Below are 23,639 nucleotides of genomic sequence, written 5' to 3'. Positions count from 1 at the left end.
GATATTTCGGCTTCGGGCCCGGATTGTGGGGCGAGGGCGTGGGGTAGCGGAAGTTGCAACCCAAATTCAAGATCTAATATGGGAATCTGAGTGTGACCCCGTTGCGTCAGTCCACCAGTTAAGGTATGACGTTCTTGTCTACCCACAAGACTTCCCATTAGCCCCGCCGGAGACCGAGTCACCGGCGGGGCTTATTGCATCTGGGGATGGCTTTCGCGCCGAGGATAACGTCGCGCCGGGCCCGGTGTTCCCCAGGCCAAGCTTCCAAGACCGGTTAAATCCGCTCTTCGGGCGGTGCGTTGGGCGAGCGCGCGAAGTGCGGGCCGTGCGTCACCGGCTGACGCTCCAGGATTTCACGGACCTTGCGCACCGCGTCGGACGCGCGGCTGCGGCGCTGGCGCCAGAGCAGCAGGCTCATCGCGCCGAGCGTTGCGGCCAGGAAGGGCAGCGGGCCCAGCAGCCAGACCGCCGCCGCCAGGGCGAAATAATAGGCGCGGACGCCGGCGTTGAAGGCCGACAGCGCGGGGTTGAGGATGCCGCCGGCGGCCTCGGCGTATTCGGCCAGCACCGCCTTGGGCGCCCACGACGGCGCCGCGCCGATCGCCGCCAGGCAGTAGTTCATCTGCCGGATGGCCCAGATGAAGTCGAGCAGCCCCCGCGCCAGGGCCACGAGGACCAGACCCAGCTTGATCTGGAACATCACGGGCGTGGTCTTGGCCAGGACCCGCAGGCCCTCGATGCTGTGCAGCGACTTGTCCCCGCCGAACAGGGCGCCGGCCGTGGCCGCGATCAGGATGAGGTTGGACGAGGCGAAGAAGCTGGCGGAATTGATCGCATGGCCCAGCAACTGGCCGTCCAGCAGCGCGACTTCGCGCACCGACATCTCCTGCATCCACCGGCGGCGGATCACCGTCATGTCCGTATTCAGCGCGCCGCGCCCCTCGCCCAGACGGCGCAGGGCCGGCTCGTACAGGACCGAGCAGAGCGCGAAGACCAGGACGGCGAAGATATCGAGCAACGGCATGGGTGACATCTAGACGGATACCAAGAGTCGGAAAACGGGTGCGGCGGGCGTCGCCGTTAGTCTTCGGCGATCAGGCTGTGGCGCGCCGTGTCCTTCAGCAGGATCGCGCAGACGAGGCCCACGGCCATGACGCCGGCGACATAGAGATAGAAGGCGCTCTCCATCTTTTCGTGCTTGAAGGCCAGGGCGACCATTTCGGCGGTGCCGCCGAAAAGGACATTGGCCAGGGCGTAGGGCAGGGCCACGCCCAGGGCCCGAACCTCGGCGGGAAACAGCTCGGCCTTCACCACCGCGCTGATCGCGGTGTAGCAGGATTGGATCGCCACCCCGGCCAGGATCAGCGCCAGGGCCGTGGTCACCGAGCCAGCCTGGCTGATGCCGGTCATGATCGGCCAGATGCTCAAGGCGCCGCCCGCGAAGGCCACGATCAGCATCGGCTTGCGGCCGACCACGTCCGACAGCCAACCGGCCAGGGGCTGGAACAGCATGAAGCCCACCAGGCTGAGCGCGCTGATCTCCGAGGCCTGGCCCTTGTGGAAACCGGCCGTGTTGACCAGGAACTTCTGCATGTAGGTGGTGTAGACATAGAAGGTCAGCGATCCGCCGGCCGTCAGGCCCATGATCAGCAGGCTCTCGCGGGGATGGCGGCGGATCAACGGCGCGATCAGCGTCGCGAAGAACAGCACCAGGAACAACGCGCCCAGATACTGGCCAGGCTTGGCCAGCGGGCCACTGGTGACGCCCAGCACGCCGGCGATCACCGTCAGCAGCAGCAGGACGCCCGCGGCGGTCACCTGCGTCTTCGACAGGCTCTCCTGGCTGGACGACGGCTTGAAGGCGATGCTCTCGTCCAGGCCCCGGCGGATCCAGAAGACGATGACCGCCAGCAGCGCCCCGATCAGGAATGGGATGCGCCAGGCCCAGGCCTTCAGCTCGGCCTCGCCGACGGTGCGCTGAAGCGTGATGAGCACGCCCAGGGCGATCAGCTGCCCGGCGATTAGGGTCACGTATTGGAAGCTGGACCAGAAGCCGCGACGGGCCTTGCCGGCCATCTCGCTCATATAGGTGGCGCTGGCGCCGTATTCGCCGCCGACGGAGAGGCCTTGCAGCACGCGCGCCACCAGCAAAATGGCCGGCGCCCAAAGGCCGATGGTCTTGTAGTCCGGCGTGACCGCGATGATCAGCGCGCCGCCGCACATCAGGGCCACCGAGGCGGATAAGGCCGCGCGACGGCCGGCGCGATCGGCATAGAGGCCCATCAGCCAGGCCCCGATCGGCCGCGCCACGAAGCCCAGAAAGAACACCGCCGCCGCCTGCAGCAGCTGCACGGTCTGGTCGCCCTTGGGGAAGAAGGCGGGGGCGAAATAGAGGGTGAAGGCCGCGTAGGCGAACCAGTCGTACCACTCGACCAGATTACCGGCCGACCCGCCCAGGATAGCCTTGGCCCGCGCCCACGGCGAAAGCCGTCCAGGCGCGATGTCGGCGTTCGCCGTCATGTATGGTCCCCTCCCTCTCCCAGGAGGGGACTTTAGGCGAACGCCGTCATGGGGCAAGCGCGGGCGTGGAAAGCGGCCGCGACACCCGCCCCGTTTCGGATCTTAGATCCGTCCCAGCAGCACCAGAACGATGATGATCACCAGGATCAGGCCCAAGCCGCCGCTGGGGTAATAGCCCCACGAACGGCTGTGGCCCCACGTGGGCAGAGCGCCGACCAGAGCCAGGATCAGGATGATGATGAGGATCGTGCCGAGCATAGTCCGAAAGGTCCCTCGAGCCCGCGTCCGCCACCACGGCGACGCTGGGGTCTGGCCTTCGGAATACGTGGACGGACGCGTCGGTTCCGCGCCGTTTGGTTCCCGTCAGCTGGGGGCGTCCTCGGCCTTTTTCATGCGGATGGCCCACAAAGCGCCGATCACTCCGCCCTTGACCCGGGGCAGCAGCAGCAGGGTCAGGGCGGCCAAGGGGATCAAGGTCACCGGCGCGACGATGAACGGCGAGGCCTGCCAGATCCAAGGCAGGAACAGCAGCGGGGCCACGAACAGGTGGCCGACCAGCAGGATGGTGAAATAGGCCGGGCCGTCATCGGCCGGATATTCGCCCAAGTGGTGGCCGCAGGCCTCGCACTCCGGATCGACCTTCAGATAGCGCATGTACAGCCGCCCCCGGCCGCAGTTGGGGCAACGGTGCAGCAGGCCCCGTTTGAGGCCGGTGAGCATGGGGGACGCGGGGGCGGGCTCGGACATGAGGTTCATATGCGCCTTAGGGCGCGGCGAGAAAAGGGCGACGCGCCGTCGCACGGCGACGATTTGTCCTGACGCGCCAAAGTGTCCCGAGCGGATTTCGAACGAATGATCTCGGGCAATACAGGAAGACCCTTGTTCGATGGCCGCTGATACAAGCTTTGGTCAATGGTAATACTGACGCATGAGCTTGAGAACTTTTGACCAAGCCGTCTTCCGTCAAGGAACCCCGTGAAAACGGCGACGTTGATCGGAAAGAAGCAGGAGGTTGGCCATGGCCGAGACGCGATCGACCCCGGGAGGCCCCTCGAAAGCGCCCGCTCCGGAACGGAGGGGCGCTTCGAAGGCCGAGCATGAGGTGCGTCATGCGACCGACGCCGCCGTCGCGCCGCACGAAAAGCGGGCGATCGGCGCGGAAACCTCACGCGAGGAAGACGCCTAACGCGTTTAGTGCTTGGCGTCGCGGGCGGCGCCGCTGACGGCCTTGCCGGCGGACGACACGTCGCGACCCATGCCTTCAACGGTGTTGCAGGCCGAAACCAGCAGGGCGGCGGCGGCGGCGGCCAGGACGACGATCTTGCGCATGGTGATATAGCTCCAACTCAATGGCCGGACCTTAGCCATGGGCCGCGCCGAGCTTCAAGAACGCCGGCGCGTTTTCGTGGCCTGAAAACCCTTGGCGCTATCGGATCCGGCGAACCGAGCTATAGCGATCGTTCTGCTTGTTGGGCAGCACGGGCATGTCGTAGCTGTAGCGCCAGCAGCGGCCCTGGAAGTAGGCGTGCTCGCACATTTCCCACTCGCCTCGGAAGATCTTGAACGACGAGACGCGGTCGTTGAAGCCCAGGCGCACGAGGTCGGGAATGTCGCCGCGGATCGGACGGGCCTCGCCGCCGAAATCGCGGTGCTCGAACAGCACGAGATCGGGCCCACCGCCCCAGCGGTCTCCACCCCAGCGGTCGTCGCGTCGGTCGTCTCGGCGCTCCCAACGGGGATCATCCCGGTACTCATAGCGATCCTGCGCCGAAACGGCGGTGGCCGCGCCCAGGGCGGTCAGCGTCGCGCAGGCGATCAGGGCAAGGGTCTTGCGCATGGTCTTGCTCTCCTACTTCGCGCGACGAAGCGCTCGAAAGAGCGGTTCGATCCCGAGCCTCGGCGCGGCCGAAACCAGGATCTTCCGCGTCGTCGCGTTCCCCACCAGAATGGCGTCGAGGCCAAGCAAAACGCGCCTGGCCTGAACGCCACCTGAATGAGACGGGCTCAGCGCCCCGGTCGGTAGTTGGCCTTAATGTGCCCCTTCAACTGGTCCTCGGTGAACCAGACCGGCTTGGTCTTCATCGCGACGAACAGCGGCGTCTGGTCGGCGTAGTGCGGGGACTTGGCGTCCAGGGTGGCCGAGCCGAACTGGTGGATGCTTTCGGAGTGGAGCTGGCCGGCCCTGTCCCAGGTGACGAACATGATGAAGGTGTCGCCGCCCTCGGCCGTGGTCGTGCCGTCCTTTTCGGGGCGCCCCCAGACCGAGCGATAGGTGTCGGCGGCGCCGTCGATCGGCAGGTTCACGGCCCCGCGCCGGATGCGGTTGACCTCGCCCCATTCGGGATCGAGGCGGCCGAAGTGCGTCTTCAACTGCTTGATCGCCGCGCGCAGGCTGTCGATCGGGGCCGGGCCCTTGTCGCCGTTGGAGCGGGCGAACAGCACTGGCTGGCTCATGAGCGCCGCCAGGGCCGCGCCGCGGTCGTGGACGTCGGCTTTCTTGTCCCAGGCCCGCAGGATCTTCTGGGCCTGGGCGAGATCGGCGTCGCCCTTCGGATCGATCGCCGTGACCTCGCGGACCATGTCCATGACGCTGGAGCGGTCGCTGAACGCGATGTCGAACTTGTGCGCCCGGAAACTGGCGTCGGTGATCGCGTGGTCGGTCCCGAAGGTCTCCAGCGCCCGCCAGGCCCGGTTGGTCATGTTGGTCTGCAGGCCCATCGTGGCGGGAAAGTCGGCCGGCTTCAGGTTGTCGGCGTCCTCGCTGGCGCGGAACGGAGTGTTGTTGGAGTTGAAGACCAGGCCCGACTTCGGATTCCACAGTTGCGGCGTCTTCTCGACCGGCAGATAGCCTTGCCAGATCAGGTCCGAGCGGTCGCCCGGCAGGATCCCCGACCAGTCGGCCTGGACCGCGCGGTTCGGGTACTGGCCGTTATGCACGAAGCCGATGTTTCCGGCCTTGTCCGCATAGACGTAGTTGAGGCTGGGAATGGCGTGGGTGGCGATGGCGGCGCGCCATTCGGCCATGTCGCGAGCATGGTTCAGCCGCCAATACTGAACCGGCTGGCGCCACTCGCCCATGCCGGCGTAGCGAATGGCGAAGACGCCGTGATCGGTTTCCAGAACCGGCCCGTGGACCGAGCGCAACACCGCCTTCCTGACGGGCAGGACGATCGGGCCGAACAGCTTCACGCGCAGGGTCACGTAGCGCCTGTCGAAGTCCTTCCACTGGCCGTCGAGGCGGTACTGGTTCTTGTTCGCCGGGTTGATGGTCAGGCGATAGATGTCGACCAGGTCGGGCTTGGACACCGTGTTGGCCCAGCCCAGGTCGGCGTTGTGGCCGTGCAGCATGAACGGCGAGCCGGGGAAGAAGCCGCCGGCCACGTGCCAGCCTTCGCCGCTCTCGACCACCGCCTCGTACCAGGCCACGGGGCCGGTATAGGGCTGGTGCGAATTGACCAGCAGCCGCGTGGCGCCGTCGGCGCTCCGCGAGGGCGCGGTCGCCAAGCCGTTGGAGCCCTTGGCCGGCGGCGGCGGAGCCCCGGGCGTCGTCAGGCGCTTCAGCTCGCCGTCCAGGCCGTAGAAGAACGGCTGCTTGAAGACGAAGCCGGCCTCGATGTCTCGGCCGGTCAGCGGCAGCAGGCCCGCCTTGACCTTGTCCGGGTGCTGGGCGGCATAGACGTTCACGCCGTCGGCATAGGCCTCCATCACCTTGCGCAGCGGGGCGGGCAGGTCGCCGTAATGGGCGTTGGTCGTCGGCCAGACGTCCAGCAGGGCGGTGACGTAGTCGGTCGGCGCGGCGTCCTTGCCCTTGTCGCGCGCCAGCACGCCGCGCGTGGCCAGCACGACGTCCTGCAGGGTGCCGAAGTCGTCCTCGCTCTGGGCGTAGCCGAGGCCGAAAGCCGCGTCGGCGTCGGTCTTGCCCAGTATGTGCGGCACGCCCCAGTCGTCGCGGCGGACATGGACGTCATAGGCCTTGGCCCGGTCGAGAAGCGTCTGGCGGTCGGGGGCCTTGGGCAGGCTCAGGCGATCGATGACGATCAGCGACACCGCCGCCAAGACGACGAGCGCGACCAGCGCGCCGATCCCTCGCAGGACCCACTTCATCCCAAGCCTCCCGACCGTTCTTTCGTTGCCGGCGATCATGCGGGGCGGCTGGGCGCGAGGAAAGGGTCGGTTTCGACGAATGCTCGCCGAAACTCACGAGAACGTCGTTCGACCGTCGCCAAGGGCCTGCTACGACAGGCGCGACAAAAAGGGAGGCGCGCCATGGCTCGCAAATATGTCGTTTCCGTTCTCGCGGTTCTGGCGCTCGGCGCCGGCGGAGCCGCGTTCGCTCAGGTTCCGGCCAACATCGCCAAGGCCGTGGCCGATCCGTCGCGTCCGGCCGAGCAGTCGGCGCGCGACGCCGCCCGTCACCCGGGCGAGGTCCTGGCCCTGGCCGGGGTGAAGACCGGCGACACCGTCGTCGACTTCATCATGGGCGGCGGCTATTTCACCCGCATCCTGTCCGGCGCGGTCGGGCCCAAGGGGACGGTCTACGCCTATCAGCCGGCCGAGTTCATCAAGTTCAAGGCCAAGTACGGCGAGGATCAGGCCAGCACGGTCGCGGCCCTGCCCAACGCCAAGGCGCTGAACGGCCCGATGGTCGGTCTCGATCTGCCCGACAACCTCGATGTCGTGATCACCGTGCAGAACTATCACGACATGCACCTGAAGCCCTTCCCGGCGGACACGGCCGCCAAGGTCGACGCGGAGATCTTCAAGTCGCTGAAGCCCGGCGGCGTCTTCCTGGTCGTCGACCACGCCGCCGCGGCCGGCTCGGGCCTGGCCGCGCCGGACACGCTGCATCGCATCGACGTCGAGGCCGTGAAAAAGGAAGTGGAGGCCGCCGGCTTCAAGCTCGAGGCCCAGAGCCCGCTGCTGGCCAACGCGACCGATCCGCATACGGCCAGCGTCTTCGACCCGGCGATTCGCGGAAAGACCGATCAGTTCATCCTGAAATTCCGCAAGCCGAGCTAAGGCGTTCCCGGCGGGCGGGGCGGATCAATCGTCACCGCGTCATCCAGGGCTTCGACTTGCCGGTCGGCGCGGCGGCGCTGGCCCGCTCGACCTTGCCGGTCGAGGCCTTGGCCCCGTGGCCGTGCTTGCCCTGGGCGGCCTTCTTCAGGCGCAGGGCGCGCTGCATCGGGGTCTCGCCGGTGGGTTCGTGAGCGGGGGCGTCGGTCTTGTCGGTCATGAAGGCGATGTAGGCCTCCCACGGCGCCTTGAGAAGGCCGCGCTCGCGCGTCAGTCTGGAATCATGTCGCTCGCTCGCCCCGTTTCGCCGCTGATCGTGCTCGCCGCCCTGATCGGCGCCCCGCTGGCCCAGGCCCAGACCGCGTCGAACCCGGTCTCGCCGGTGCTGATCCTGCCGCCCACCCAGCCGCCCAAGCTGGTCTCGACCTATCCGGCCCAGGACCAGACCGTCGCGCCGGGCGTGCTGATCCTGAAGGTCGCCTTCGACCAGCAGATGTCGCCGTCGTCCTGGAACTACGCCCCGGCGGCGGGCGCCGAGCCGATGGACTGCGTGAGGACGCCCCGGCTGCTGAATGACCAGAAGACCTTCGTGCTTCTGTGTCGCGTGCTGGCGGGCAAGACCTATGGCGTCACCTTCAACGCCCAGCGTCCCGGCGGCTTCGCCAATCTCGGCGAGAACCCGGCCCTGGAGGCGACCCTCACCTTCAAGGCGGCCGGGGATCCGCCGATCACCACGGTGAAGCGGGCGATGGAGCTGGCGGGCCTGCAAAGCGACCAGATGCCGGTGCAGGAGGCGCCGATGGCCGCCGCCGGCAACAGCGCCGCCGCCGGACGATAGCGCCCGCCCGGCCTACCGCTCAAGCTTGTGGCGCGCGCGCCGGGCTTGGCCCATCATCGTCCGATGACGGGGGAATCGGTCGGACGGGAATGGACGGGGGCGGACCTCGCCGTGGTGGTGGGCGACTACATGGCCCAGCTGGAACGGACGCTTGCCGGCAAGCCGGTCGATCGCGCCGCGCATGGCCGCACGGTTCGGTTCGTCACGGGCAAGTCCGACGCGCCGATCGCCTGGAAGCAGGGCGAGATCTCGGCGGTGCTGTCGCTGGTCGGCCTACCCATCCTCAAGGATCAGCCGCCGCGCTGGAGCTATGACGAACCGCTTCTGGAGGCGGTCGAGGACCAGTTGGCCGCCAAGCCGGCCCTCTTGACCGCCGCCGTGCGCCCGGCCGCGCTGTTCGTCGCCCCGCCGGCCATCCCGCTAATCGAGACCCCGCCGCCCCGGCCGATGGCGATGACCGACCGTCTGGTCCGGCTGATCCAGCGCTTCGATATGGGCGCCCGCGCGGCCGACGACCGCTTCCTGCGCGGCCTGGGGATCGCCAGCGTCATCGCCCACGAGGCTCGCCGGCTCTCGGATCGCGGCCGTCCCGACCTCGCCGCGCGGATCCGCCCCACGGGGGCCGAAGACCCCGCCGGCTACGATGTCCTCGGCTTTGGCCTCGACGAGACGCCCCGCCTGATCGTGGTCAAGACCACCCTGGCCGGCGAGTTCGCCCCGTTCGGCCTGACCTCCGCCGAACTGGCCCTGGCGACGGCCCGCCCCGAGGCCTTCCGCATCCGCCGCGTCCACGACCTGCTGGGCGAAGCGCGCTTCTACCGGATGAAGCCGCCATTCGGGTGAGGCCGTAAGGCGGCGATCAGCCCTGCCTCAGCTCCGCGAAGAAATCATCGAGAAGCGTCGCGCGTTCGCGATAAGGCGCGTGCCGGGCGAAGTGGGCGGTGACATCCGTGATGATCTGTTCGACAGGCCGCGCGTCCTCGGCCGAGTTCGCCGCCCAGGCGCGACCTGGATGCAGCGTGTCCCAGGGGGAGCGTTTGTTAGCGCGCGTGGTGGCGCTGTCGCCATGCTTGCCCAGGCCGTAGAGCAGGTTCGTCTCGTTGTTCCAGATCGGCTTGAAGAGGTGGATGAGGTAGTCTTCCGCCGCCGTTTCCCAACCGGACTGAACGACCAGATACCGGGCGTCGAAGTCCGCGACATCCAGGGTGCTCGTCGCCTTGGCGATGTTCTTGCGATGCTCGTTCAGGCGCACCGCCAGCCGAGGGCCTTGATCCCGCGCGGTGTGCGCGCCCTGGTTGCTGGGCGCGGCCTGGCCGACATAGATCGGCGTTTCGGCGCCGGAGATCGGCCCGTACAGCGGGTAGGGGCCTCGGTAATAGATCGCGTAGACGCCCGATCCGTAGAACTGCCCCACGGCGTTCAAGGGGACGCGGTCCTGCGCCACCAGGGCCAGCGCCGTGAAGCGGCCGATGACCTTGGGGTTGCTGGGATCGAAGATCGCGCGCGGCATGGCGATCGGATCCAGCCGCCGCAGCGCCGCTTCCAGCGTCTCGATGACGATCCTCAGTTCGTGATCGACCTTGCGGCGCGCCGTTGGCGAAAACGGCGCGCTGTCGGCGAGGGCGGTCAGCGCGGCGACGCGGTCGCGCAGGCCGGCGATTTCCTGGTCGAGGGACGTGGGCTTGCTCACGCCGCGTAGCGTAACTTCCGCGCGACGTCCTTGCCAATCACCTCCGCGAGGCGAACCGGCACGGCGTTGCCGAGCTGACGCATCACCTCGCTCCAGGCCCCGTGGAAGATGAAGCTATCCGGGAATGTCTGCAGGCGCGCGCTCTCGCGCACCGAGAAGTAGCGCACCGAACCGTCGGGCCGGGCCAGCATGTTCTCGCCGCCCGGCACGCCGTGCACGCCGGCCTTCAGGGTCTTGGCGGGCTCGTCGAGCGGGCTGCCGGTATGGCCGGGATAGGCGCGGGCGCCAGGCTGGAAGCGGTGATAGGCGATCTTGGCCGCGGCCTCGGGTTCGAACTCCGGATCGGGCAGGTCGGCGATCGCGTCGCGCACCGTGCGCCAGGCAAGCTCGACGGGCTTTTCCTTCAGCGCCAGGGCGCGGGCGGGGGCTTCGGACGCGTCCGGGCGCGCCCGCTTGGCCACCTTGTGCGCGTCCCAATACTCCCCCGAGCGATACTGCGCCCACAGGAGGGCGTCGGCCGAGTGGGTGGCGGTCGGGAACGACCATTCCAGATCAAGATCGTCGCGGAAGCCCACGAAGATCACCCGCTCGCGTTTTTGCGGCACGCCATGGTCGGCGGCGTTCAGCACCCGGGCCACCACGCGATAGGCCAGGCCGTCGCGCGATCCGCGCAGGTGGTGCTCCTCCAGCCGCGACAGGTGCTCGGACCAGTCCTCGTCGGGCCGCGCCACCACCTCGGGATGCTCCAGTTGCAGCCGGATATATTCGAAATAGTTGCGGAAGGTCGTCCGGGTCAGGCCCTTGACGTTCTCGAACACGAAGGCCCGCGGCCGCGTCTCGCGCACGGCGCGGATCGCGTGGGGGAACATGTCGCGGGTGTCGTCATAGGCGCGGTGCTTACCGCCCAGCGAGAACGGCTGGCAGGGCGGCCCGCCCGACACGAGGTCGACCTTGCCCTCCAGCGGCCGGAAGTCGACGTCGCGCACGTCGCCCTCGACCCGCGGCCAGCCGGCCATGGGCGAGGCGGCGCTGGCGCGGTTCTCGGCGATGGTCTCGCGGCAATAGCGGTTCCACTCGACCACCTTGGCCGGCTTGAACCCCGCCCGGCAGAGACCGATCCCCAGCCCCCCGGCGCCCGCGAACAGTTCGATCGACTTCATGAGTCCAAGAATGTTCTAATTTCGTTCTCGAGGAAAGCCTCGTCCTTGAGCCCGCATTCCCAAAGGACGAGGGCGCGCCAGCCGAGGGCCTCCAGCGCCGCCAGCTGGCGAAGATCGCGGGCGCGATTCCCCTCCAGCTTGGGGACCCAGAACTCGTGCCGTGATTTGGGCAGCCGCGCCAGCTTGCAGTCGGGATCCGGATGGCGATGCCAGAAACAGCCGTGGACGAAGATCACCTTCTTGCGGCCGGGAAACACCAGGTCCGGCCGCCCGGGCAGCTTTCCGCCGTGCAGACGATAGCGATAACCCAGGCGGTGGACGAGGCGGCGGACCGTCATCTCCGCGTTGGAGCCCTTGCCCTTGACGCGGGCCATCCGGGCGCTGCGGTCGGCGGGGGAGAGGGTGTCCATGGGATAAGTTAGAACAATTGGGTTGTTACAGATCGCGCTCGGAATTGCCCTAAGTCTCAGCTTGTTCCAACGCTTCTTCTTCGGCCTGCTGTTCGAGCACCTTCCGCGGCAGCTTGGCCATTTTCCGATTTGCGAAGTAATCGCTGACCCGGGTTTCCATAAAAGTAGCTGTTACAGGGCTTTCCGCGAGCTTTTCTGCGAATAATCTTCCGGGGTGTAAAACGTCCCACGGCGAGCGGAACTGGGTCTTGCGTCGCCGTCCAGGATCCTTGTTTCCGAAGCCGTCCACGGCGCGGTTCCAAGCTGGCTTGAACGTCTCGATTAATATGTTCTCGCCTAGCGGAATCCAAATGTCGTCAACTACTAAGTATCGCACACAAAAATCTGAAAGATCGAGGTTTATTACCTCGTTGACTGAGGCGGCGTGCTGTCGGAGTCTTTCCGCAAGAGCGCGACTGATACCTTTCGCGGGCGTCAGACCGCCTTTTCGACCGCCTTTGGGGATGGCCTTGCCAACGTAGATTGGCTTTACGAATGATCCGATATCATTGCGGGCTGGCGCGTAAATCGGCTCAAGTCCGGAATAATAAATCGCATATATTCCCGCACCCTCAATTTGATCTGTCTTGGATAGGGGTAAAACTTCCCGAGATAGAAGTTCCGCTTCGATACTACGGGCGATATTGATGCGTGCCAATGGGTTGTAGGGCTCAGAGGGGGATCGCCGTATCTCGCTTGCCTGAGCCTTCTTTGTCTTGCCCATCATCTAAAGCCCTGTGACGATTCTCTGCGGAAAGGCTTCACTACGGCGGCACCGAGCGCAACAGCTGGCTAAATCGCTGCACTTTCTGCTCGGTGCAAGTAGAACGGCCGCACTAGAATATTTTTGGGCGCGTAAGCAGCCCATAAGCAAAACCCCCGCCAGTCTCCCGGCGGGGGCGCTCAAAACTCCACGATCAGGCGCTACCCGCCCCGATCAATCCTCGTCCATCTTCAGCGCCGCGATGAAGGCTTCCTGCGGGATCTCGACCTTGCCGAACTGGCGCATCCGCTTCTTGCCTTCCTTCTGCTTGTCCAGAAGCTTGCGCTTGCGGCTGGCGTCGCCGCCGTAGCACTTGGCGGTCACGTCCTTGCGCAGGGCGCGGACGGTTTCGCGGGCGATGATGCGGCCGCCGATGGCGGCCTGGATCGGGATGACGAACATGTGCTGGGGGATGAGCTCCTTCATCTTCTCGCACATGCCCCGGCCGCGGCTTTCGGCGCGGCTGCGGTGGACCAGCATCGACAGGGCGTCGACAGGCTCGCTGTTGACCAGGATCGACATCTTGACGAGGTCGCCGGCGCGGTAGTCCTCCAGCTGGTAGTCGAAGCTGGCGTAGCCCTTCGAGATAGACTTCAGGCGGTCGTAGAAGTCGAACACCACCTCGTTCAGCGGCAGGTCGTAGACGACCATGGCGCGGCTGCCGACATAGGAGAGCTCGCGCTGCATCCCGCGGCGGTCCTGGCACAGCTTGATGACGCCGCCCAGATATTCGTCGGGGGTGAAGATCGTGGCCTTGATCCAGGGCTCGGCGATCTCCTCGATCTGCATGACGTCCGGCAGGTCGGCCGGGTTGTGCAGCTCGATCTCCTCGCCGTTGCGCAGGCGGATCTTGTAGACCACCGAGGGGGCGGTCGCGATCAGGTCGAGGTCGAATTCGCGCGACAGGCGCTCCTGGATGATCTCCAGGTGCAGCAACCCTAAGAACCCGCAGCGGAAGCCAAAGCCCAGGGCGGCGCTCGACTCCATCTCGTAGGTGAAGCTGGCGTCGTTGAGGCGCAGCTTGCCGACGGCGGCGCGCAGGTCCTCGAAGTCGGCGGCGTCGACCGGGAAGAGGCCGCAGAACACGACCGGGACCACTTCCTTGAAGCCCTTGAGGGGTTCGGCGGTGGGCTTCTTCTCGTCGGTGATGGTGTCGCCGACGGCGGCGTCGGCCACTTCCTTGATCGAGGCGGTGAAGAAGCCGACCTCGCCGGGGGTCAGGATGTCGACGTCGGTGGCCTTGGGGCGGAAGACGCCGACCTTGTCGATGCGGTGGGTGGCGCCGGTCTGCATCATGCGGACCTGCTGGCCGGCCTTCAGCGTGCCGTCGAAGATGCGCACCAGCACGACGACGCCGAGATAGGCGTCGTACCAGGCGTCGACCAGCAGGGCCTTCAGCGGAGCGTTGATGTCGCCCTTGGGCGGGGGCAGGCGGGTGACGATGGCTTCCAGCACGTCGGGGATGCCCAGGCCCGTCTTGGCCGAGCACTCGACGGCGTCGGAGGCGTCGAGGCCGATGACGTCCTCGATCTGGGCCTTGACGCGGTCGACGTCGGCGGCGGGCAGGTCGACCTTGTTCAGGACCGGGACGATCTCGTGGTTGTTATCGATGGCCTGGTAGACATTGGCCAGGGTCTGGGCTTCCACGCCTTGCGAGGCGTCGACGACCAGGATCGAGCCCTCGCAGGCGGCCAGCGAGCGCGACACCTCGTAGGCGAAGTCGACGTGGCCGGGGGTGTCCATCAGGTTCAGGACATAGGTCTCGCCGTCCTTGGCCTTGTAGTGCAGACGCACCGTCTGGGCCTTGATGGTGATGCCGCGCTCTTTCTCGATGTCCATGTTGTCCAGGACCTGGGCGCTCATCTCGCGGGCGGAGAGGGCGCCGGTCTCCTGGATCAGGCGGTCGGACAACGTGGACTTGCCGTGGTCGATGTGGGCCACGATCGAGAAATTGCGGATCTTATCCAGGGGCGTAGAGCTCATGAGCGTGCGCATATCACATTTGCGTCGCTCCGCGAGGGGCGCAATTGGCCTCGCGGGCCTGGCGGATCGCGCCGCGCGGCCGACCATGGGGCTCATGCTTAACCGCGCGTTAAGTTTGGAGCCGCAAACCGGTCTCAATGGCTTGCAACACTGTTGCAATGAAACCGATCCGGAGGGCCTGACATGGACCGTCGCAAGCTGATCCTCTCGGGCGCCGCCGTGGGCCTGAGCTCCGTGGCCGGCGAGGCCCTGGCCCGGCAGCGGATTACCTCCGAACAGTTGCCGCCGGCCCAGCCGATCAACGGCGCGTCGTCTTCGGCGCCGGCGCGCAGCGTGTTCGACGCGCCGCAGACGAGCAGCCCGCCGCCGGCTCCGACGAGCGGCGTCCAAGGGCCCGCGCCGGGACCGACGCCGGGCTCCAACGGCTCGCAGCCGGTCTACGACACCGGCCGGGCCCAGACCTATTCGGCCGACGAGATGATCCGCGCCACGTCCGACTTCCTGGGCGTCACGGCCGAGAGCGCCGGCGCGGCGATCGAGAAGATCTTCAAGGACAAGGGCCAGCCCACCGCCTATGTGGCGGGGGAGGAGGGCTCGGGCGCCTTCATCGCCGGCCTGCGCTACGGGCGGGGCCTGCTGTACATGAAGGGCCGGCCGACGCTGGAAGTGTTCTGGCAGGGTCCGAGCGTGGGCTGGGACTGGGGCGGCAACGCCAGCCGCGTCTTCACCCTCTGCTATAACCTGCAATATCCGGACGCGATCTTCCGCCGGTTCCCGGGCGTCGAGGGCAGCGCCTATCTGATCGGCGGCCTGGGCGTGAACTACCAGAAGGCCGACGAGATCACTCTGGCCCCGATCCGCGCCGGCGTCGGCCTGCGGCTGGGCGCGAACATCGGCTATGTGGGCTACAGCCGCAAACGCCGGACGCTGCCGTTCTAGACCAGATCCTCCCCCGCGTTGCGGGGGAGGTGGCCCAGAGGGCCGGAGGGGGCTAACGCGGCCATCATCCAGCTCGCCCCCTCAGCCGGCGCCGCCGGCAGCTCCCCCGCGCCGCGGGGGAGCATCCATAGCGTCTCAATGCTTCTCGACCTTGCCGTTCAGCCAGTCCATCACGGCCAGCAGCACGCCCGAGACCACGAACGACAGGTGGACGATCACCAGCCACATCAGGCGCGGCTGATCCAGGGTCGCGCCGGGCTCGGTCAGCTTCAGGAAGGCCTTGAGCAGGGCGATCGCCGAGATCGCCACGATCGAGGCGATCAGCTTCATCTTCAGGCCCGAGAAATCGACCGTGCCCATCCAGTCGGGCCGGTCCTCGTGGCTGGCGGTGTCGATCTTGGAGACGAAGTTCTCGTAGCCGGACAGGATGACGATCACCAGCAGGTTGGCCGCCAGCGACAGGTCGATCAGCGACAGGGCCAGCAGGATCGCGTCCTCCGGCTTCATCGCCAGCAGATGCGGCAGTTCGTGGAACAGTTCCTGGAAGAAGACGACGATCAGCGCCGCCAGGGCGACGACCAGGCCGACATAGAACGGCGCCATCAGCCAGCGCGAGGCGAACAGGCCGCGCTCCAGCCAGGTCTCCAGCGGGGGTTTCTTCATCCAGGACTCCTTCGCCGACGAGCGTAAGGCCCGTCGATGACGAACGCCACCGTCAGCCGCCGTACGCGATCGCGTAGCGGAAGACAGTGGTCTGGCCGGGTCCCAGGGTCACGCGCCAGGCGATCCGGCCCTGCTGGATGTCGTGCTGCTGGGGCTCGGCGACCAGCTTGAAGGCCGGCAGGTTGGGGTTCTGCCGCAGCTCGATCGTGACCGGAACGGTCTTGGCGTTGGAGAGATCGACCTCGTAGTCGCGCCGCGTGCGGCCCTTGGCGAGCTTCCGTTCGGCGACGAGGCGCGGGCGGGCGCGGACATCCATGGCCTGGCCGATCGCCAGATCCAGCGGCTCGCCGACCGCCACGTCGCGCACCGCCTGCTCGCCGGCGAAGGTCGGGCGGCCGTCGACCGTCTCCATCGCCGAGAGCGCGCCCGAGGGAAGGGGCTTGCCCAGGCCGTTGGCGGTCTTGTTCTCCAGGCGCAAGGTGACCTGCGGCGCCAAGAAGGTGTCGCCGAGGACGTCCCAGCTATTGACCTCGACCACGTACAGTCGCTGGAAGGCGACGTTCTTCTGGTCGAGGAAGGCGACTTGCTTGGTCTGGCGGGCGTTCAGCGTGACCGGCTCGGGCAGGGTGTAGAGCTTGTAGTCGCCCAGGTTCGACTGCTCGGCCAGCTTGGCCCGCTGACCGGTGACCATGATCTCCTCGACGGAGGCGCGGGCCATCACGGGCGGTATGGGCAGCGGCGGAGGCGCAGGCGGCGGCGCGCCGGCATAGGCCTCGGCGGCGGCGCGACCCGAGTGCGTCGTGTCCATCGGCCAGCAGGCGCGGACGATCGCCTCCGGCTGTCCCTTGTTCACCCTGACATATTGGCGGGCCAGCTTGCCGGCCACCGCCTGGGTCCGGGCGTCGACGAAGGCGCTGCCGCCGCTGTTGACCAGCGTCAGCCAGCCGGTCAGGTCCAGATGCTTGCCGTCCGGATGGAGGCGCGCGACGTAGTCGGCCTGCCAGTTCACCCCCAGCGCCAGGTAGGAAACCGTCAGCTTGGCGCGCGTCGGCCTTGGAACGTCGACCACGGTCGACAGGCTGGGCTTGTCGGTCAGGCCGTCGGGGACGGCGCCCAGCACCAGCCGCTCCGGGCCGCCGGAGCAGCCCAGGGCCTCGACGCCGTCCGCGGTGCGGACCATCAGGCCATCCGGGCCCTGCTGCAGGGTGGCGTCCACCATCCGCTGGCTGCCGGTCTTGCGGTTGGTGCGCACCACCTTGATCGGCTGGCCCAGCGACCGCTCGACCAGGGTTCCGGGGCTCAAGAGGGCATAGTCGTAGTTGCGCTCGATCGCCTGGCCGGGCAGGCCCTCGACCGCCGCGCTCTGCGGGATCAGGCCCTCGGCGACGCCGTCGAAACGGATCACATGGCGACCGGCGGGCAGGTCCACGGCCCGGGTCTCGACGACCAGGATCAGGCCCTTCTGGCGCGCCTGTTCCCGCTGCCATTCCGGCATCGCCTGGAAGGGTCCGTCGCCGTCGCGATAGAGCGTCACCGCGACCGCTTCGGGCGCCGGGGAGACGACGGTGGCGGCGTGGGCGGGGAGGGCGAGCAACAGACTCAGCGCGGCGGCGACGAGCGCCCTATCCTCCCCCGTGAAACGGGGGTGGGGGACCGCGAAGCGGTGGAGGGGGCGCTGGCGGCCAGGGCGAGCGCCCCCTCCGTCACGATGCGTATCCGCATCGCGCCACCTCCCCCGCGATGCGGGTGAGGAGGTCGCCATCACCACCCCGTCTCGACCGTGAAGGTGAGCGTCGTCTCGCCATTGGCCGGGACCGGCACGCTCCAGCCCAGGGTCCGGGCGTCGATGCGGCGGCTCTTGAGGCTTTCGGCCTTGACCTCGCCGTCGCGCCACAGACCGCCCTGGCGCAGCTCGACCGTCACCGGCTGGTCCTTGGCGTTGCGCAGCAGATACTTCATCTCGTAGCGCGAGCGGGTCTTGGAGACCTTGGTCTCGGACACCAGCGTCGCCTGGCTGGACACGTCGAAGGCCTCGCCGATCTTGATCGACAGCTCCGAACCGGCGGGCGTGTGGCCGATGGCGTTCTCGCCGACGAACTTGGGATCACCGGCCGCGTCGCGCATATAGACCCGCATGGTCCCGGCCGGCAGCTGGCTGCCCAGGCCCGCCAGCTTGGCGTTGCTGAACTGGATGGCGACGACGGCCTTCGCCGGCTCGCCCTGGCTGACGAACCAGCCCTCGCGCACCTCGTAGACCTTCTTGGCCGCGACGCCCTGGGCCGACAGGAAGCCGACCTGCTTGTTCTGGTTGGCGGCGATCGTGGTCCGTTCGGGCAGGGGATAGAGATAGTAGTCGGCGACCCGCTCGCCGGTCCCGCTTTCGGTTCCGGCGCTGATCACGCCCGGCGTCCCGCGGCGTGGCGGGCGGTAGCCGTTGTTCTGCGAGAGCTGGTTCACCTCGCCGGCCACCAGCTGGGTCTTGGCGTTCTCGAACGCCGTGCCCGAGGTGTTGGACAGCGTGATCCAGCCCTGCAGGTCCAGGGCGCTCTTGGCCTCGTCGAACATCGCCACATAGTCGGCCTTCCACGACAGGCCCGACGTCAAATAGCTGAGCTTGGCCTGGCGCGGCCCGGCGCTGGCGGCCTCGACATTGACCGACAGGGTGGGGCGCGCGCGCAGGGTCTCGGGCACCTTGTCGAAGATCACGCGGGTCGGAACGCCGTCGTCGCGCAGCACCTCGATGCGGTCGCCGATCTTCAGCACCACGCCCTCGTTGGCCGCCAGAACGGTGGCGACCTCGGTGGTCTCCTTGCCGTCGCCGGGATTGGTGCGGACGATCCTGACCTGCTGGCCGACCGCCTTCTCCATCAGCTTGCTGGGCGTCAGCAGGTCGTAGTCGAAGTTCTGCTCCAGGATGGTGACGCCGGGCGCCGACAGGCTGACGGTCTCGGGACGGATCTGGGCCGAGACGTCCTTGAACTCCAGCTTCTGGCGGCCGGCCTTCAGGTCCAGCGGCCGGGCGTCCTCGACCAGCGCGAGGTCGGAATTGTAGATCGTGACCGAGACCTCGCGCTGCTGCGCCCGCGCGCTCAACGGAACCAGAAGCAGGCCGGCCGAAGCCAGCAGCGCGCGACGGTGCATCGATGTCCTCCCGTGTGTTTACAGCGGTAAAACATCACGGCATTGAGGCGGAGTCTAGGCGGTTGAGTTTCTACATAACCCGAACTTCCCGGCGAATGCCGGGACCCAGTTTCAGCCTGGGATGAAGGGGGGCGGCGCGCTTGCATCCTATGATCTGGACCCCGGCTTTCGCCGGAGAGGTCGGAGGCCCTAATTCCCCCAAACCTGCTTCAAGCGGGCGTCGCGGCCGCAGCCGGAACGGTACAGCGAATAGTCCAGCGCGTGCCGCTTGGCGTAGTCGCGGTGGTATTCCTCGGCGGGCCAGAAGGTCTGCAGCGGCAGGATCTGGGCCTTCATGGTCCCGGTCTTGAGGCGCTTGGCCGCCTCGTCGCGAGACTTCTCGGCGATCGGCCGCTGGGCGGGGGTGACGAAGACGGCCGGGCGGTAAGAGGGCCCGCGGTCGCAGAACTGGCCGCCGTCGTCGGTGGGATCGACCAGCTTCCAGTAGCGGTAGAGCAGGAAGCCATAGTCGGTCTTGGCCGGATCGTAGGTCACGCGAACCGACTCGTAGTGGCCGCTCTGTTCACTGGTGACGTCGCGATAGGACGGGTTCTTGACGTGGCCGCCGGTATAGCCGCTCTCGACCTTAAGCACGCCGGGGATGCCGCCCATGTCGTGCTCCATGCACCAGAAGCAGCCGCCGGCGAAGACGGCGGTCTCGGTCTTGACCGGCGCGGGCGGGGGCGCGGCCAGGGCGGTGTCGACGCCCAGCAGGGCGAAGGCGGCGGCAAGGGCGACGAGCAGTCGGCGCATCGGGCGGCTCCAGAAAAGGCGGACTGCGCTCAGATACGCACGAAAGGGCGCGATGGTTACATTCGCCAACCGAAACCGACGCCGCGCACCGACGGACAGGCCGCCAGGCGCGACGCCAGGACCTCGGCGCGGGCGTCGCCCTGGTCGTCGATCTCGAGTCGAATGGCCAGATGCTGGCCCTCGGGAGCGGCGGTCAGGGCGCGCAGGCGGGCCCGCTGCACGGAGGCCACGCCCAGTACGCGCATCAGCGCATCGGGCGTGTCCTCGGCGGTGACGAGGAACAGGCGGCGCCGGAGGGACGCCAGGGAGACCTCTTCCGGTTTGAGCGGCTCTACGTGGTCGCTCACGGGCGCAGCCATTGGTGTTCGACCGAGGCCGAGTTGACGCCCGGCCAAGCGGCGAGATCGCGGGCCAGCAGGCGCGCGGCCTGGTCGCCCAGGTGACGCACGCGCAGCGAGGCTTCGACGATGTGGCCGACCGGCTTCATGGTCAGGCCGCACAGCTCGGCGCCGCTATCGGCCAGACCCTGGCGGACGGCTTCCAGCGCGCTGGGCGCGTCCTGGGCGGCCAGCAACAGCTGGTGAACGGTGACGCCTTCCTGGTCGCTATGGAAGGCGGGTGGCGAGGGCAGGTAGCTCATTGGGGTTGGTCCTTTGCATGAGAGCTTTTGGGACCGAGGAACCGCGCAACAAAAAGCCCCGCTCGTGGGAGCGGGGCTTTTTGGAGATCTTGCGATCCTTCGGCTTTGGTTTTGGTAGGTTCCTACCGCTGCTTGCGCCGATTTTGCCCCGTCCGGATAGGCACGGTTTTAATCTGGGTGTTAATCATGTTCCACATCGACACCGCGCACGACATCGCGGCCACGACGGCGAGGCCGGTGGTCGCAAAGGCGGCGAAGGCGAAGGTCGAATGCATGTGGAAGCGATGACTCCAGTAGGCGCTTGTTACAGGTAGCGTGACATCCGCCACCGCGCAAGGGCTTGCCCCGCGCAGGGACGTTCGGTCACGGACGAGGGCCGGCTTTGCCTTTGGCAAGGCTTGGCGCCTGGAAAGTCAGCAGATCGAAATCTTTCTCCCCCTGCGGGAGAAGGTGGCGCGCAGCGCCGGATGAGGGGTTGATCACCCTATCCAACGAAAAGGGGCCGCCTAAGCGACCCCTCATCCGTCAGCCTACGGCTGCCACCTTCTCCCGCAAGGGGAGAAGGAGATTACGACCGCAGCTTCCCGCCCGCCTTTTCGGCCGCCGCGACGACCTTGGCCGACAGCGCCTCGATCTCGGCGTCCGTCAGGGTCGCCTCGCGCGGCTGCACCACGACCTCGATCGCGACCGACTTGAAGCCGTCCGGCACGCCGGGACCTTCATAGACGTCGAAGACGCGCGCGGCGGTGATCAGCGCCTTGTCGGCGCCGGCGGCGGCCTTGACCAGATCGCCGGCGGCCTTGGCCTTGTCGACCAGGAAGGCGAAGTCGCGGGTCAGCGGCATCAGGGCCGAGGGCGAGAAGGCCGGACGAGTCTTCACCGACTTCTTCTTCGGCTCGGGGATCGCCTCCAGGGTGATCTCGAAGCCGTAGACGGGGCCGGCCACGTCCAGGGCCTTCAGGACCGCCGGGTGGATCTCGCCGAACTCGGCCATCACCGCCTTCGGGCCCAGCTGCAGGCGCGCCGAGCGGCCCGGGTGCCACCAGGACGAGGTCGAGCCCTGCGCCGTCTGCAGCGAAGCGACGGGCGCGCCCAGTTCCTCGAGCAGGGCCAGCAGGTCGGCCTTGACGGTGAAGACGTCGCCTTGCGGGGCCTTGTCCCAGCCGCGCGGGGCCTTCGGGACCAGGATCGCCGAGACGACGGTGCGCTGGTCGGTCGGCTTGTCGCCGTGGAAGGTCGGGCCGATCTCGAACAGGGCCGCGTCCGGGAAGCCCTGGCGGGCGTTGCGGCCGGCCGCCTCGATCAGGTTGGGCAGCAGCGACGGGCGCATGCAGTCCAGCTCCGAGGCGATCGGATTGGCCAGCACCAGCTCGGCCTGACCGCCGCCGAACAGTTCGGCGGTCTTGCGGCTGGTGAAGCTGAAGCTCACGGCCTCGGCGTAGCCGGCGGCCGCCAGGGCGCGGCGCGCCGCGCGGGCGCGAGCCTGCTTGGCGGTCAGGATCCCGCCCACGGCGCGCGGAACCTCCGGCAGCGGCGTCGAGGGCAGGGCGCCATAGCCGGCGATGCGGGCGATTTCCTCGACCAGGTCGGCCTTGCCTTCCACGTCGCGGCGGAAGGTGGGCGGGGTGACGGTCCAGGGCGAGCCGTCCGTCACGTCGAAGCCCAGGGCGACCAGGATCTGGCGCGCGCGATCGGCTGAGACCGACAGGCCCGACAGCTGCTCGACATAGGCCGGATCGAAGGTGAAGCCCTTCGGCGCGGCCGGGGCCTCGCCAGCGACGATGATCTCCGACGGCTGGCCGCCGCACAGGTCCAGGATCAGCTTGGTGGCCAGCTCGATCCCCGGGACGACCGAGCCGGTGTCGACCGTCCGCGCGAAACGGTACTGGGCGTCGCTGTTGATGCCGGTGGCGCGACCGGTCTGGGCGATGCGGATCGGCTCGAACCAGGCGCTCTCGATGAAGACGTCGACGGTCTCGTCCGAGCAGCCGGTGCTCTCGCCGCCCATCACGCCGCCCAGGCCGATCGGGCGCTCGCCGAGCGCGTCGGCGATCACGCACATGTCGGGCGTCAGTTCGTAGGTCTTGCCGTCCAGCGCGATCAGGTGCTCGTCGCCATGGACGCCGTGACGGCCCAGACGCGTCGAGATCTCGGTCCCCGACAGCTTGGCCGCGTCATAGACGTGCAGCGGCCGGGCGCGGTCGTAGGAGATCAGGTTGGTGACGTCCACCAGGGCGTTGATCGGGCGCAGGCCGATGGCGGTCAGGCGATCCTGCAGCCACTTGGGCGAGGGGCCGTTCTTGACGCCCTTGATCAGCCGGCCGGCGAACACCGGGCAGGCCTCGCCGTCGACCTTGACGGTGATCGGGCAGGGGAAGGTCCCGGCGACCGGCGCGATCGACAGATCCTTCAGCGCGCCGACGCCGGCCGCGGCCAGGTCGCGGGCGATGCCGGCGACGCCCAGCCAGTCGGGGCGGTTGGGGGTGACCTCGAAGTCGATGACGGCTTCCAGGCCCAGAGCGTCGACGGCCGGCGTACCGACGGCGAGGCTGTCGGGCAGCTCCATGATGCCGTCGCTCTCGGTCGCGTATTCCAGCTCGGCGGCCGAGCAGAGCATGCCGTTCGAGACGACGCCGCGCACCGGCTTCTCGACCAGGGTCACGCCCAGGCCCGGCACATAGGCGCCGATCGGGGCGTAGATGGTGGTCAGGCCCGCGCGGGCGTTCGGCGCGCCGCAGACGATCTCCTTGCGGCCGTCGACGGTGTCGACCTGGCAGACCCGCAGGCGGTCGGCGTTGGGGTGTTGAACGGCCTCGACGATCTTGCAGACCGTGAAGGGCTTCAGCTTGGTCGCCGGATCGGCGACGTGCTCGACCTCGAGCCCGGCCATGGTCATGGCCGCGACGATCTCGGGGACGGTGGCGGTGGTCTCAAGGTGATCCTTGAGCCAGGACAGGGTGAATTTCATTTTCGATCTCCAAGCCCCTCCCCCTTGCGGGGAGGGGTTGGGGTGGGGGTGTGTGCTCGGAGATGGCGGTGTTTCAC

Annotated in this window: 26 protein-coding genes; 5 read left to right on the top strand and 21 right to left on the bottom strand. The window is 67.7% G+C overall.

Annotated features, from left to right (window positions below; translation table 11 throughout):
* Positions 1-274 precede the first annotated feature (274 nt).
* The 4 genes from OR37_RS19025 to OR37_RS19010 all read right to left on the bottom strand — a co-directional run bounded on the left by OR37_RS19025 (position 275) and on the right by OR37_RS19010 (position 3,276).
* The gene (locus OR37_RS19025; RefSeq protein ID WP_004623974.1) at positions 275-1,024 is read right to left on the bottom strand and encodes a DUF599 domain-containing protein; all 750 of its coding nucleotides are present in this window, start codon (positions 1,022-1,024) and stop codon (positions 275-277) included.
* 56 nt (positions 1,025-1,080) lie between these two features.
* Entirely contained in the window at positions 1,081-2,520 is a 1,440-nt protein-coding gene (locus tag OR37_RS19020) for an MFS transporter (protein WP_004623973.1), read from the bottom strand.
* Positions 2,521-2,622: 102 nt separating this feature from the next.
* Positions 2,623-2,778: a DUF3309 family protein gene (locus OR37_RS19015; RefSeq protein WP_004623972.1), complete on the bottom strand. Its 156-nt coding sequence runs from the start codon at positions 2,776-2,778 to the stop codon at positions 2,623-2,625.
* A 105-nt stretch (positions 2,779-2,883) separates the two neighbouring features.
* Positions 2,884-3,276 carry a DUF983 domain-containing protein gene (locus tag OR37_RS19010; protein ID WP_004623971.1) on the bottom strand — a complete coding sequence of 131 codons (393 nt, stop codon included), beginning with the start codon at positions 3,274-3,276 and terminating at the stop codon, positions 2,884-2,886.
* A gap of 262 nt (positions 3,277-3,538) precedes the next feature.
* On the opposite strand from OR37_RS19010, the gene OR37_RS21935 reads away from it, so the two are divergent.
* Positions 3,539-3,706, top strand: a complete 168-nt coding sequence (locus OR37_RS21935; protein ID WP_004623970.1) for a hypothetical protein — start codon at positions 3,539-3,541, stop codon at positions 3,704-3,706.
* A gap of 5 nt (positions 3,707-3,711) precedes the next feature.
* On the opposite strand, the gene OR37_RS19005 is transcribed toward OR37_RS21935, so the two are convergent.
* From OR37_RS19005 to OR37_RS18995, 3 genes are all read right to left on the bottom strand, one after another.
* Entirely contained in the window at positions 3,712-3,849 is a 138-nt protein-coding gene (locus OR37_RS19005) for an entericidin A/B family lipoprotein (RefSeq protein WP_004623969.1), read from the bottom strand.
* Between the two features lie 97 nt (positions 3,850-3,946).
* Positions 3,947-4,357 (bottom strand): beta/gamma crystallin-related protein, encoded by a 411-nt coding sequence (locus OR37_RS19000; RefSeq protein WP_004623968.1) that lies wholly within the window; start codon positions 4,355-4,357, stop codon positions 3,947-3,949.
* 167 nt (positions 4,358-4,524) lie between these two features.
* Positions 4,525-6,624: an acylase gene (locus tag OR37_RS18995; RefSeq protein WP_004623967.1), complete on the bottom strand. Its 2,100-nt coding sequence runs from the start codon at positions 6,622-6,624 to the stop codon at positions 4,525-4,527.
* Between the two features lie 162 nt (positions 6,625-6,786).
* Here OR37_RS18995 and OR37_RS18990 point away from each other — a divergent pair, with 162 nt between their 5' ends.
* On the top strand, positions 6,787-7,539 hold the full coding sequence (locus tag OR37_RS18990; RefSeq protein WP_004623966.1) for a class I SAM-dependent methyltransferase: 753 nt from the start codon (positions 6,787-6,789) through the stop codon (positions 7,537-7,539).
* 31 nt (positions 7,540-7,570) lie between these two features.
* Here OR37_RS18990 and OR37_RS18985 read toward each other — a convergent pair whose 3' ends face one another.
* Positions 7,571-7,756, bottom strand: coding sequence for a hypothetical protein (locus OR37_RS18985; protein ID WP_004623965.1), 186 nt, complete (start codon positions 7,754-7,756; stop codon positions 7,571-7,573).
* A 63-nt stretch (positions 7,757-7,819) separates the two neighbouring features.
* Between OR37_RS18985 and OR37_RS18980 the strand changes: the two genes are divergently transcribed.
* Positions 7,820-8,374: a hypothetical protein gene (locus OR37_RS18980; protein ID WP_004623964.1), complete on the top strand. Its 555-nt coding sequence runs from the start codon at positions 7,820-7,822 to the stop codon at positions 8,372-8,374.
* A 63-nt stretch (positions 8,375-8,437) separates the two neighbouring features.
* The gene (locus tag OR37_RS18975) at positions 8,438-9,217 is read left to right on the top strand and encodes a protein NO VEIN domain-containing protein (protein WP_004623963.1); all 780 of its coding nucleotides are present in this window, start codon (positions 8,438-8,440) and stop codon (positions 9,215-9,217) included.
* 16 nt (positions 9,218-9,233) lie between these two features.
* On the opposite strand, the gene OR37_RS18970 is transcribed toward OR37_RS18975, so the two are convergent.
* The 5 genes from OR37_RS18970 to lepA form a co-directional block, all read right to left on the bottom strand.
* Positions 9,234-10,064 (bottom strand): Eco29kI family restriction endonuclease, encoded by an 831-nt coding sequence (locus tag OR37_RS18970; RefSeq protein WP_004623960.1) that lies wholly within the window; start codon positions 10,062-10,064, stop codon positions 9,234-9,236.
* Entirely contained in the window at positions 10,061-11,224 is a 1,164-nt protein-coding gene (locus OR37_RS18965; protein ID WP_004623958.1) for a DNA cytosine methyltransferase, read from the bottom strand. The genes OR37_RS18970 and OR37_RS18965 overlap by 4 nt, the downstream gene beginning before the upstream one ends.
* Entirely contained in the window at positions 11,221-11,634 is a 414-nt protein-coding gene (locus tag OR37_RS18960) for a very short patch repair endonuclease (RefSeq protein ID WP_004623955.1), read from the bottom strand. Before OR37_RS18960 ends, OR37_RS18965 begins: the two co-directional genes overlap by 4 nt.
* A 49-nt stretch (positions 11,635-11,683) precedes the next feature.
* Positions 11,684-12,400, bottom strand: a complete 717-nt coding sequence (locus tag OR37_RS21210; RefSeq protein ID WP_200864148.1) for an Eco29kI family restriction endonuclease — start codon at positions 12,398-12,400, stop codon at positions 11,684-11,686.
* A 210-nt stretch (positions 12,401-12,610) separates the two neighbouring features.
* On the bottom strand, positions 12,611-14,419 hold the full coding sequence (gene lepA, locus OR37_RS18950) for a translation elongation factor 4 (RefSeq protein ID WP_035017727.1): 1,809 nt from the start codon (positions 14,417-14,419) through the stop codon (positions 12,611-12,613).
* A gap of 183 nt (positions 14,420-14,602) precedes the next feature.
* On the opposite strand from lepA, the gene OR37_RS18945 reads away from it, so the two are divergent.
* On the top strand, positions 14,603-15,358 hold the full coding sequence (locus OR37_RS18945; protein WP_004623949.1) for a DUF1134 domain-containing protein: 756 nt from the start codon (positions 14,603-14,605) through the stop codon (positions 15,356-15,358).
* Positions 15,359-15,493: 135 nt separating this feature from the next.
* On the opposite strand, the gene OR37_RS18940 is transcribed toward OR37_RS18945, so the two are convergent.
* The 8 genes from OR37_RS18940 to pheT all read right to left on the bottom strand — a co-directional run bounded on the left by OR37_RS18940 (position 15,494) and on the right by pheT (position 23,562).
* A complete protein-coding gene (locus tag OR37_RS18940) occupies positions 15,494-16,021 on the bottom strand; it encodes a TIGR00645 family protein (RefSeq protein ID WP_004623945.1) in 528 nt (175 codons plus the stop codon).
* Between the two features lie 52 nt (positions 16,022-16,073).
* Entirely contained in the window at positions 16,074-17,789 is a 1,716-nt protein-coding gene (locus OR37_RS18935; protein ID WP_419144132.1) for a DUF4139 domain-containing protein, read from the bottom strand.
* Positions 17,783-19,162 (bottom strand): DUF4139 domain-containing protein, encoded by a 1,380-nt coding sequence (locus tag OR37_RS18930; protein WP_004623940.1) that lies wholly within the window; start codon positions 19,160-19,162, stop codon positions 17,783-17,785. The genes OR37_RS18935 and OR37_RS18930 overlap by 7 nt, the downstream gene beginning before the upstream one ends.
* 189 nt (positions 19,163-19,351) lie before the next feature.
* Positions 19,352-19,954, bottom strand: a complete 603-nt coding sequence (msrA, locus tag OR37_RS18925; protein WP_004623937.1) for a peptide-methionine (S)-S-oxide reductase MsrA — start codon at positions 19,952-19,954, stop codon at positions 19,352-19,354.
* Between the two features lie 56 nt (positions 19,955-20,010).
* Positions 20,011-20,313, bottom strand: coding sequence for a hypothetical protein (locus tag OR37_RS18920; RefSeq protein ID WP_004623936.1), 303 nt, complete (start codon positions 20,311-20,313; stop codon positions 20,011-20,013).
* Positions 20,298-20,594, bottom strand: a complete 297-nt coding sequence (locus tag OR37_RS18915; RefSeq protein ID WP_004623933.1) for a hypothetical protein — start codon at positions 20,592-20,594, stop codon at positions 20,298-20,300. The genes OR37_RS18920 and OR37_RS18915 overlap by 16 nt, the downstream gene beginning before the upstream one ends.
* A gap of 122 nt (positions 20,595-20,716) precedes the next feature.
* Positions 20,717-20,869, bottom strand: coding sequence for a hypothetical protein (locus OR37_RS21545; RefSeq protein ID WP_004623932.1), 153 nt, complete (start codon positions 20,867-20,869; stop codon positions 20,717-20,719).
* A 293-nt stretch (positions 20,870-21,162) separates the two neighbouring features.
* Positions 21,163-23,562, bottom strand: coding sequence for a phenylalanine--tRNA ligase subunit beta (pheT, locus tag OR37_RS18905; protein ID WP_004623930.1), 2,400 nt, complete (start codon positions 23,560-23,562; stop codon positions 21,163-21,165).
* Positions 23,563-23,639: the final 77 nt, after the last annotated feature.

The sequence above is a fragment of the Caulobacter vibrioides OR37 genome, from assembly GCF_000372645.1.
GTDB lineage: Bacteria > Pseudomonadota > Alphaproteobacteria > Caulobacterales > Caulobacteraceae > Caulobacter > Caulobacter vibrioides_E.
The sequence above is the reverse complement of the archived record's forward strand: the minus strand, read 5'-3'. Positions and strand labels throughout refer to the sequence as shown.

What these genes read in the sequence shown, in the direction of transcription:
- OR37_RS19025 (WP_004623974.1), bottom strand. Translation starts at nt 1,024, where the DNA reads ATGCCGTTGCTCGATATCTTCGCCGTCCTGGTCTTCGCGCTCTGCTCG.
- OR37_RS19020 (WP_004623973.1), bottom strand. Translation starts at nt 2,520, where the DNA reads ATGACGGCGAACGCCGACATCGCGCCTGGACGGCTTTCGCCGTGGGCG.
- OR37_RS19015 (WP_004623972.1), bottom strand. Translation starts at nt 2,778, where the DNA reads ATGCTCGGCACGATCCTCATCATCATCCTGATCCTGGCTCTGGTCGGC.
- OR37_RS19010 (WP_004623971.1), bottom strand. Translation starts at nt 3,276, where the DNA reads ATGAACCTCATGTCCGAGCCCGCCCCCGCGTCCCCCATGCTCACCGGC.
- OR37_RS21935 (WP_004623970.1), top strand. Translation starts at nt 3,539, where the DNA reads ATGGCCGAGACGCGATCGACCCCGGGAGGCCCCTCGAAAGCGCCCGCT.
- OR37_RS19005 (WP_004623969.1), bottom strand. Translation starts at nt 3,849, where the DNA reads ATGCGCAAGATCGTCGTCCTGGCCGCCGCCGCCGCCGCCCTGCTGGTT.
- OR37_RS19000 (WP_004623968.1), bottom strand. Translation starts at nt 4,357, where the DNA reads ATGCGCAAGACCCTTGCCCTGATCGCCTGCGCGACGCTGACCGCCCTG.
- OR37_RS18995 (WP_004623967.1), bottom strand. Translation starts at nt 6,624, where the DNA reads ATGAAGTGGGTCCTGCGAGGGATCGGCGCGCTGGTCGCGCTCGTCGTC.
- OR37_RS18990 (WP_004623966.1), top strand. Translation starts at nt 6,787, where the DNA reads ATGGCTCGCAAATATGTCGTTTCCGTTCTCGCGGTTCTGGCGCTCGGC.
- OR37_RS18985 (WP_004623965.1), bottom strand. Translation starts at nt 7,756, where the DNA reads ATGACCGACAAGACCGACGCCCCCGCTCACGAACCCACCGGCGAGACC.
- OR37_RS18980 (WP_004623964.1), top strand. Translation starts at nt 7,820, where the DNA reads ATGTCGCTCGCTCGCCCCGTTTCGCCGCTGATCGTGCTCGCCGCCCTG.
- OR37_RS18975 (WP_004623963.1), top strand. Translation starts at nt 8,438, where the DNA reads ATGACGGGGGAATCGGTCGGACGGGAATGGACGGGGGCGGACCTCGCC.
- OR37_RS18965 (WP_004623958.1), bottom strand. Translation starts at nt 11,224, where the DNA reads ATGAAGTCGATCGAACTGTTCGCGGGCGCCGGGGGGCTGGGGATCGGT.
- OR37_RS18960 (WP_004623955.1), bottom strand. Translation starts at nt 11,634, where the DNA reads ATGGACACCCTCTCCCCCGCCGACCGCAGCGCCCGGATGGCCCGCGTC.
- OR37_RS21210 (WP_200864148.1), bottom strand. Translation starts at nt 12,400, where the DNA reads ATGATGGGCAAGACAAAGAAGGCTCAGGCAAGCGAGATACGGCGATCC.
- lepA (WP_035017727.1), bottom strand. Translation starts at nt 14,419, where the DNA reads ATGAGCTCTACGCCCCTGGATAAGATCCGCAATTTCTCGATCGTGGCC.
- OR37_RS18945 (WP_004623949.1), top strand. Translation starts at nt 14,603, where the DNA reads ATGGACCGTCGCAAGCTGATCCTCTCGGGCGCCGCCGTGGGCCTGAGC.
- OR37_RS18940 (WP_004623945.1), bottom strand. Translation starts at nt 16,021, where the DNA reads ATGAAGAAACCCCCGCTGGAGACCTGGCTGGAGCGCGGCCTGTTCGCC.
- OR37_RS18930 (WP_004623940.1), bottom strand. Translation starts at nt 19,162, where the DNA reads ATGCACCGTCGCGCGCTGCTGGCTTCGGCCGGCCTGCTTCTGGTTCCG.
- msrA (WP_004623937.1), bottom strand. Translation starts at nt 19,954, where the DNA reads ATGCGCCGACTGCTCGTCGCCCTTGCCGCCGCCTTCGCCCTGCTGGGC.
- OR37_RS18920 (WP_004623936.1), bottom strand. Translation starts at nt 20,313, where the DNA reads ATGGCTGCGCCCGTGAGCGACCACGTAGAGCCGCTCAAACCGGAAGAG.
- OR37_RS18915 (WP_004623933.1), bottom strand. Translation starts at nt 20,594, where the DNA reads ATGAGCTACCTGCCCTCGCCACCCGCCTTCCATAGCGACCAGGAAGGC.
- OR37_RS21545 (WP_004623932.1), bottom strand. Translation starts at nt 20,869, where the DNA reads ATGCATTCGACCTTCGCCTTCGCCGCCTTTGCGACCACCGGCCTCGCC.
- pheT (WP_004623930.1), bottom strand. Translation starts at nt 23,562, where the DNA reads ATGAAATTCACCCTGTCCTGGCTCAAGGATCACCTTGAGACCACCGCC.